Raw genomic sequence first — 7,065 nt, 5'->3', positions numbered from 1 at the left:
AGATGGAAGCTGACGTGGTTTGAATTTGATTTTCGAAGAGTATTATAGTCCCATTAAACGATAAGCTTGGTCTCGAAGGTCCTTATCTGTTTCAAATAGACCACGAGCTACTGTCGTCAAGGTTGCAGTACCTGGTTTTCTAACACCACGCATGCTCATACACATATGTTCCGCCTCAATGACAACAAAAGCTCCTTTAGCACCTAGATACTCCATCAAGGCATCGGCTACTTCGATATTCAACCGTTCTTGAATTTGCGGCTTTTTCGAATAAACTTCAACCGTACGGGCTAGCTTAGACAAGCCTGCCACACGACCATCTGGAATGTAGGCAATATGCGCTTTCCCATAAAATGGCAAGAAGTGGTGCTCACACATGGTGTGGAAAAAGATATCCTTTTCTACCACCATATTATCGTCAATAATCTCAAAGGATTTTGACAAATGCTCCTCCGCTGTTTGACCAAGACCTGAAAAAATCTCTTGGTACATACGGGCTACACGAGCAGGTGTTTCCTGCAAGCCCTCGCGGTTAGCGTCCTCTCCGACAGCCTCGATAATCATTTTTACAGCTGCTTCAATCTTTTGTGTATCCATTTTCGTTTTTCCTCTCCATCAGATAGGCTCTCACTTGGCTCAAGAAATACAAGGAACCTGTGACAATCCTAACTGTTTTTTTCTCTTCTTTTTTATCTGTCAATTTCTGCTCTAGAAAATCCTGCCAACCTTGGTAGCTGAGATTTCTAGACTTAGCTGCCTCTTCCAGCACTTTTTCATCAGTCGCCCGATTATCGTCAAAATGTGTCAGGGTAAGCTCGGTATCTGGGACTTGCTCCAACAAATCCAACATATCCTCCAAGGCCTTGGTTTTGATACAAGTAAAGAGGATTTCCTTACGATAATCCGCAAAGCGTTCTTGTAAGGTTGTCAATAAAGCCTTGATAGCATGGGGATTGTGGGCTCCATCCAAAATCATCAGGGGGTCTCTTGACACGATTTCCAAACGCCCCGGCCAACTTGTTTCTTCCAAGGCTTGACCAAGCAGGTCATTGCTTACTAGTTCTCGACCATCTTCTTTACAAAAAGTATCAAGTAAAGCTATGGTCATCCCAGCATTCTCTATCTGGTGCAAGCCAAGCAGACCAGTCTGGAAGCGACCTTGTCTGACAACACTTGTATAGTCAAAGACTTCGCCTGTAACCACACTCTCTTGATGACAAACTTGATAATCTTTCCCATAGGCAATTCTCGGCGCATCTTTCCCTTCCGCAATGCGGTCAATCACAGCCAAAGCTTCTGGAGCGATACGACCTGTCACCAAAGGAATACCTTGTTTGATAATACCAGCTTTCTGCTCTGCTATGGCTTCCAGGGTGTCACCAAGTAGGGCCACATGATCCAATCCAATAGTTGTAATTCCTGTCAAAATAGGCTGGCAGACATTGGTACTATCTAAAAGCCCACCCATGCCGACTTCCATGATAGCCACTTCTACTTGCTCTGAGGCAAAGTAGTCATAGGCTATGGCTGTGATAATCTCAAACTCGGTTGTGCCCTGTAAACTAGCGGCTGCTCCCCCCTCCAGCAAAGACCGGTAGTCCGCCATGAGGGATTCTAGTCTAACCTCTGGGATAGATACCCCATTGATGCTAATCTGGTCTGTATAATGAATGAGATAGGGCGAGCTGAAAACACCAACTCTCAGCCCTAGTTTTTCTAGCATATTTTTCAAAAAAGCAATGGTCGAACCCTTGCCATTGGTTCCTCCAATATGGATGACCTTGAGTTTGAGATGGGGATTGCCACGCAAAGCTAACAGTTCCACCATTCGTTCCAAGCCAAAATGCGGTTGGTCCGTCCGGTAGTTAGCAATCCACTGATTGTTTTCAATTTCTTTCATCTTATTTATATTGTTTTAAATCTAGATTTTCCGCTTCATCAGCTAGACGAATGGCGGAGGCAATTTCAACTGCCATCCTGTGACTAGCTACGTCATGCACGCGCACCACTTCTACACCCTGTCTTGTAGCAATACTAGTTACATGAGCCGAAGCTGTATCTCGATTGCGGAAACCAAGTTCGGTCTCAGGATTGACTTCAAAACCACTTTCTTCAAGGATATTGATGACAAACCGCTTGCGCGACACTCCAAGAAAGATTGGATAGCCCTTCTGATGTAGTTTATCCAGATCCCGTAAAAGAAGCAGATTTTCTTTCTTGGTCAGACCAAAGCCAATTCCTGAATCCAACAGGATATTTTCTTGTGCAATTCCAGCTTGATTTGCTCTCGCTAGTGCTCGTTCAAAGAAAGCATCCATCAAGTCTTCGATTGGCAATGTTTCAAAGTCAGCTAACTCTTCCTCTGTAAAAGCTTGTCCAAAGCCAAAATGAGGAAAGATGAGCGAGCTAGGATGCTGAGGACGAGCCATGACTGGATTAAACATGATAACCACTTTCGCTCCAGCCTTAGCAACCACACGAGCCATTTTTTCATCGCCCATGAGACCAGTGATATCGTTGACTAGATTGGCACCAGCAGCCAAAGCAGCCTCTGCTACCTGGCTCTTCCAAGTATCAATAGAGATGAGGACATCACTTTCCTTGCGAATAGCCTTAATAACTGGAACAACACGCTGGATTTCCTCTTCTATCTCAACATAGCTGCTTCCCGGCCGAGGCCGAGTCGATTCTCCGCCGATATCTAGCATACTAGCCCCTTCTGCTATCAATTTACGAGCCTGCTGGAGTGCCTGCTCAAGAGCAAAAAATTGACCACCATCCGAAAAGGAGTCTGGGGTTACATTGATAATTCCGCAAATAGCTGTCTTTGCATGATTGGCTTTAGTTGACATATCGGTCACTCCCTCAAGGCTTTTCATCATATTATTTCTCTATTTTACCATAAAAAGAAAAAGATGGACACGATTGCATTCATTTTTTTCCCAGTAGAAACAAGCAAGCAATTGTCAAAAATCTTAAACAGAAATCCCTAATGTCCGACTCAAAATCACCACGAGAGCCAACAAACAGAAAACAACCCCATTCACAATCATGTGAAGTAAGATAGACATTTCCAAACGTTGGGTCTTGTAAGCCGTCCAAGACAGAACGATCGACATACCTCCATAAATCAATAAAGAAGGTAAATTACTTGGTTGATGCAATAAAGCAAACACAATCGTACCGACTATAAATCCCAAGTTCTCTTTTCCTCGGAAAATCTTTTTAGGAACAATCCCACGGCACAAGATTTCCTCACAAATTGGAGCAAGCAAGGCCAACAAGAAGAAACTGGAAATCAGAGAACTATTCTGAACCATATCGTTAATCTGAGACTGGTTACCTGTTGTCGTCTCATTTGACAGTTGTAACAAGATAGAACCAAGTATATTTGAACAGATAATGACTAAATAACTTAATCCCAAACGTGCCAAATCCTTAGCTCTAAAAAATGAAAAATTAAAACTTGCTAATTGCGTTTTACGAGCTCCAATAATAAATAGCACCAGAACCACAATCGAAATACCAGCAACTATCAGTCCTGACTGTAATAGCGGTACTTCTCTTAAGGTTAAAATAGCAGTAACCCCTATAGGAATCTGATATAAAATTGTCGCCAGCAAAAAGATTAACAGCCAGCCTGCACGATTCAATAATTCTTTCCACATATTTTTCTCTTTCATCACCCATCTCCTTTGTATTCAAAAAGGGGGAAAATCCCCCTGGGTTATCCTATTATAAGGCCATGCTGATGTAGTTAAGGATAAACAAGGCATCCAAAATCCAAATCATGACATGAACATCTTTAGCTTGACCTTTAACAAGCTTAGTCAAAGTGTAAGTCAAGAAACCAACTGCAATCCCTTGAGTGATAGAGTAGCTGAATCCCATAAAGATAGATGTGAAGAAAGCAGGAACCGCTTCAGACATATCATCCCAATGGATATTTTTCAAGCTAGCCAACATCATAATCCCAACGATAATCAAGATTGGAGCTGTAGCGGCTGTTGGTACAATCGCTAGAAGTGGGCTAAAGAAGCTTGAGATCGCAAAACAGATTGCCACGACCAAGGCTGTCAAACCAGTACGTCCACCTGCACCGATACCAGCAGCAGACTCGACATAAGTCGTTACGTTCGAAGTACCAGCGATGGCACCAATTGAAGTACCAATCAAGTCAGAGTAAAGAGCCTTATCCAACTTAGCTGATTGGTGGTTTTCACCATTTGTCGCTACGATACCAACTTTTTCACCTGTACCAATCAAGGTACCAATCGTGTCAAAAATATCTGTCAATGAGAAGGCAAGAATAGCCATCAGAGTTTCAGGCAAGCGAGCTGTATCTGAAATCAAAGCTCCCAAACCTTCTGAACCAAGAGCTGCACCAAAGACTGTCTTCAAGTCTTCAAAGGCTGCACCAACATGGTTATTAGCAAAATCGATGCTTGACAAATCTACCAAACCAACTGCGATAGCAAGAACAGTTGTTGTCAAGATAGAGAGGATAATTCCCCCTTTAATCCCTTTAATGACAAAGAAAATTGTGATAGCAAGTCCTGCAAGAGCCACTAAAACAGCTGGATTATTAAAGCTGACCAATCCTGGAACTGCTGAAGAGTTTGCTGCAATCGTTGCTTGAGCTTTGTCAGCCCCTTCTCCTACAACAGTATAGTTGCCTGGATCAATCGTGAATTTCAAAAGTCCAGCATTCTTAATCCCTACATAGGCAAGGAAGACACCGATACCAGCTGAAATAGCTGAGCGAAGGGCATTTGGAATCGATTCAATGATCATTTTACGAACATTTGTCAAGGTAATAATCAATGAGATAATTCCACAGATGAAGACCATAGCTAGGGCTTCTTGCCATGAATAACCAAGTCCAAATACAACTGTAAAGGTAAAGAAGGCATTGAGTCCCATACCTGGTGCTTGAGCGTATGGCAAGTTAGCATAGAAGGCCATCATCAAGGTACCCGCTACTGCACCGATAATCGTTGCGAGGAAGACACCCTGAGCAGGCATCCCTGTTTGCGAAAGAATTTGTGGGTTTACAAAGAGAATATAGCTCATTGCAAAGAAAGTTGTTAAACCAGCGAGAACCTCTGTACGAACGTCTGTACCGTTCTCTTTTAGTTTAAATAATTTGTCCATTATCAATCTCCTTTTAATTTTTACGAACAATAATAGAATTATATCATTTATCATTCACTTTTTCAATATCTTTGTTTGATTTATTTAAGAATTTGATGAAATTTCTTTTTTTGTTTCGAATCTGCTTTTCTGCCTGCTTTCTGTTATAATAGTAGACATCTTATCTGAAAAGACACTAGAAAGGTCCCTATGACGAAAAAAATTATTGCAGTTGACCTGGATGGAACCCTGCTCAACTCAGACAGTCAAATTTCTGACTTTACCAAAGAAACCATTAAAAAAGTTGCTGAAAAAGGGCATCAGGTCATTATTACGACAGGTCGCCCTTACCGCATGTCAAAAGATTTTTACCGTGAACTAGGCCTAGACACTCCTATGATTAATTTCAACGGCTCCCTTACTCATTTACCAGACCAAGTTTGGGATTTTGAAAAGTGTTTGACTGTAGACAAAAAATATCTGCTAGACATGGTTCGACGTTCAGAGGACATTCAAGCCGATTTTATCGCTGGAGAATACCGTAAAAAATTCTACATTACAAATCCTAATGAAGAAATTGCCAATCCCAAACTATTTGGTGTAGAAGCTTTCCAACCTGAAGATCAATTCCAGCCTGAATTGGTGACCAAGGACCCTAACTGTATCCTCTTGCAGACCAGAGCCAGTGACAAATATGCCTTGGCAAAAGAAATGAACGCCTTCTACCAGCATCAACTTTCTATCAATACCTGGGGAGGTCCGCTCAATATCCTTGAATGTACCCCAAAAGGTGTCAACAAGGCCTTTGCTTTGGACTACTTGCTCAAGATAATGAATCGTGACAAAAAAGATTTGATTGCCTTTGGAGATGAACACAATGATACCGAAATGCTCGCTTTTGCTGGGAAGGGTTATGCCATGAAAAATGCCAATCCAGAGCTACTCCCTTATGCAGATGAGCAAATTTCCCTTACCAACGACCAAGATGGGGTTGCCAAAACCCTACAAGACTTATTCTTATAACCTATACTGATACTCAATGAGAATCAAAGAGCAAACTAGGAAGCTAGCCGTAGGTTGCTCAAAGCACTGCTTTGAGGTTGTAGATGAAGCTGACGTGGTTTGAAGAGATTTTCGAAGAGTATGACCAGCTTGCAAGCTGGTCTTTATGCTCTTTTCACAGTCTCATCAACCAGTTATACTCATCTACTTTCAAAAAGCATTCTAGTCCATCTCCGATTAACGATGGACGTTATCACCTCCTTCTCCAGTCCTTGTATAACATCTTGAAGTTGATTCATGACATCTTCCAAAGTTCGAAAGGCTTTATTCTTAAATCCACGTTTACGAATCTCTTTCCACACTTGTTCAATGGGGTTCATCTCTGGTGTGTATGGAGGAATAAAGGTAAAGCCAATATTAGTCGGAATCTTTAAGGTACTTGATTTATGCCATATAGCATTGTCCATAACGAGTAAAAGATAATCATCTGGATAAGCTTGTGAAAGCTCTTCTAAAAAGGCGTTCATCCACTCAGTATGACATCCACCAGCGATTAAGAAAAATGATTCGCCTGTATGGGCATCAACAGCTCCATAACAATAGCAAAATTCTCGTATATAGTGACTATGGACATGTGGACCTACTCCCATTGGAGCCCAACAAGATCCCAGTTTACTGATTCTACCGAAACCAGCCTCATCTTGGTACATCAAGCGAACCTTACGAAAATGCCTACTGGTTTTAAAGCGCTTTCTTGTCTTCTTGAATTGAGATTTTATTTTTAGACGCGACAATGGTTTGAACGTCTGCTTTCTTGGGATGTTCTGGACGTGGCCTAATATTTCGCCAACCATGGCGCTTCAAGAGTTGATAAAAGTCATCACGTGTGTAGGAAGAACCTAACTCCTTTTTATAAGCCTGAAATAAGGC

6 protein-coding genes and 1 pseudogene are annotated in these 7,065 nt (G+C 41.9%); 1 reads left to right on the top strand and 6 read right to left on the bottom strand.

Features of this window, described 5'->3' with window-relative positions; genetic code table 11:
* Positions 1 to 42 precede the first annotated feature (42 nt).
* The 5 genes from folE to HT701_RS08965 all read right to left on the bottom strand — a co-directional run bounded on the left by folE (position 43) and on the right by HT701_RS08965 (position 5,154).
* Entirely contained in the window at positions 43 to 597 is a 555-nt protein-coding gene (gene folE / locus HT701_RS08985; RefSeq protein WP_000380913.1) for a GTP cyclohydrolase I FolE, read from the bottom strand.
* A complete protein-coding gene (locus HT701_RS08980; protein ID WP_172931446.1) occupies positions 578 to 1,900 on the bottom strand; it encodes a folylpolyglutamate synthase/dihydrofolate synthase family protein in 1,323 nt (440 codons plus the stop codon). Before HT701_RS08980 ends, folE begins: the two co-directional genes overlap by 20 nt.
* A gap of 1 nt (position 1,901) precedes the next feature.
* Positions 1,902 to 2,882 carry a dihydropteroate synthase gene (folP, locus tag HT701_RS08975; protein WP_172931445.1) on the bottom strand — a complete coding sequence of 327 codons (981 nt, stop codon included), beginning with the start codon at positions 2,880 to 2,882 and terminating at the stop codon, positions 1,902 to 1,904.
* 93 nt (positions 2,883 to 2,975) lie between these two features.
* A complete protein-coding gene (locus tag HT701_RS08970) occupies positions 2,976 to 3,683 on the bottom strand; it encodes a CPBP family intramembrane glutamic endopeptidase (protein ID WP_172931444.1) in 708 nt (235 codons plus the stop codon).
* Between the two features lie 52 nt (positions 3,684 to 3,735).
* Complete coding sequence (locus HT701_RS08965) at positions 3,736 to 5,154, bottom strand: NCS2 family permease (protein ID WP_000359286.1); 1,419 nt, start codon at positions 5,152 to 5,154, stop codon at positions 3,736 to 3,738.
* A gap of 189 nt (positions 5,155 to 5,343) precedes the next feature.
* Here HT701_RS08965 and HT701_RS08960 point away from each other — a divergent pair, with 189 nt between their 5' ends.
* Entirely contained in the window at positions 5,344 to 6,156 is an 813-nt protein-coding gene (locus tag HT701_RS08960; protein WP_172931443.1) for a Cof-type HAD-IIB family hydrolase, read from the top strand.
* A gap of 179 nt (positions 6,157 to 6,335) precedes the next feature.
* Here the strand turns inward: HT701_RS08960 and HT701_RS08955 are convergent.
* A pseudogene (locus HT701_RS08955) lies at positions 6,336 to 7,065 on the bottom strand (IS630 family transposase); the annotation flags it as partial.

The sequence above is a fragment of the Streptococcus sp. 10824 genome (assembly GCF_013276595.1).
In the GTDB taxonomy this organism is placed as follows: domain Bacteria; phylum Bacillota; class Bacilli; order Lactobacillales; family Streptococcaceae; genus Streptococcus; species Streptococcus pseudopneumoniae.
The sequence above is the reverse complement of the archived record's forward strand: the minus strand, read 5'-3'. Positions and strand labels throughout refer to the sequence as shown.

What these genes read in the sequence shown, in the direction of transcription:
- folE (WP_000380913.1), bottom strand. Translation starts at nt 597, where the DNA reads ATGGATACACAAAAGATTGAAGCAGCTGTAAAAATGATTATCGAGGCT.
- HT701_RS08980 (WP_172931446.1), bottom strand. Translation starts at nt 1,900, where the DNA reads ATGAAAGAAATTGAAAACAATCAGTGGATTGCTAACTACCGGACGGAC.
- folP (WP_172931445.1), bottom strand. Translation starts at nt 2,882, where the DNA reads ATGATGAAAAGCCTTGAGGGAGTGACCGATATGTCAACTAAAGCCAAT.
- HT701_RS08970 (WP_172931444.1), bottom strand. Translation starts at nt 3,683, where the DNA reads ATGAAAGAGAAAAATATGTGGAAAGAATTATTGAATCGTGCAGGCTGG.
- HT701_RS08965 (WP_000359286.1), bottom strand. Translation starts at nt 5,154, where the DNA reads ATGGACAAATTATTTAAACTAAAAGAGAACGGTACAGACGTTCGTACA.
- HT701_RS08960 (WP_172931443.1), top strand. Translation starts at nt 5,344, where the DNA reads ATGACGAAAAAAATTATTGCAGTTGACCTGGATGGAACCCTGCTCAAC.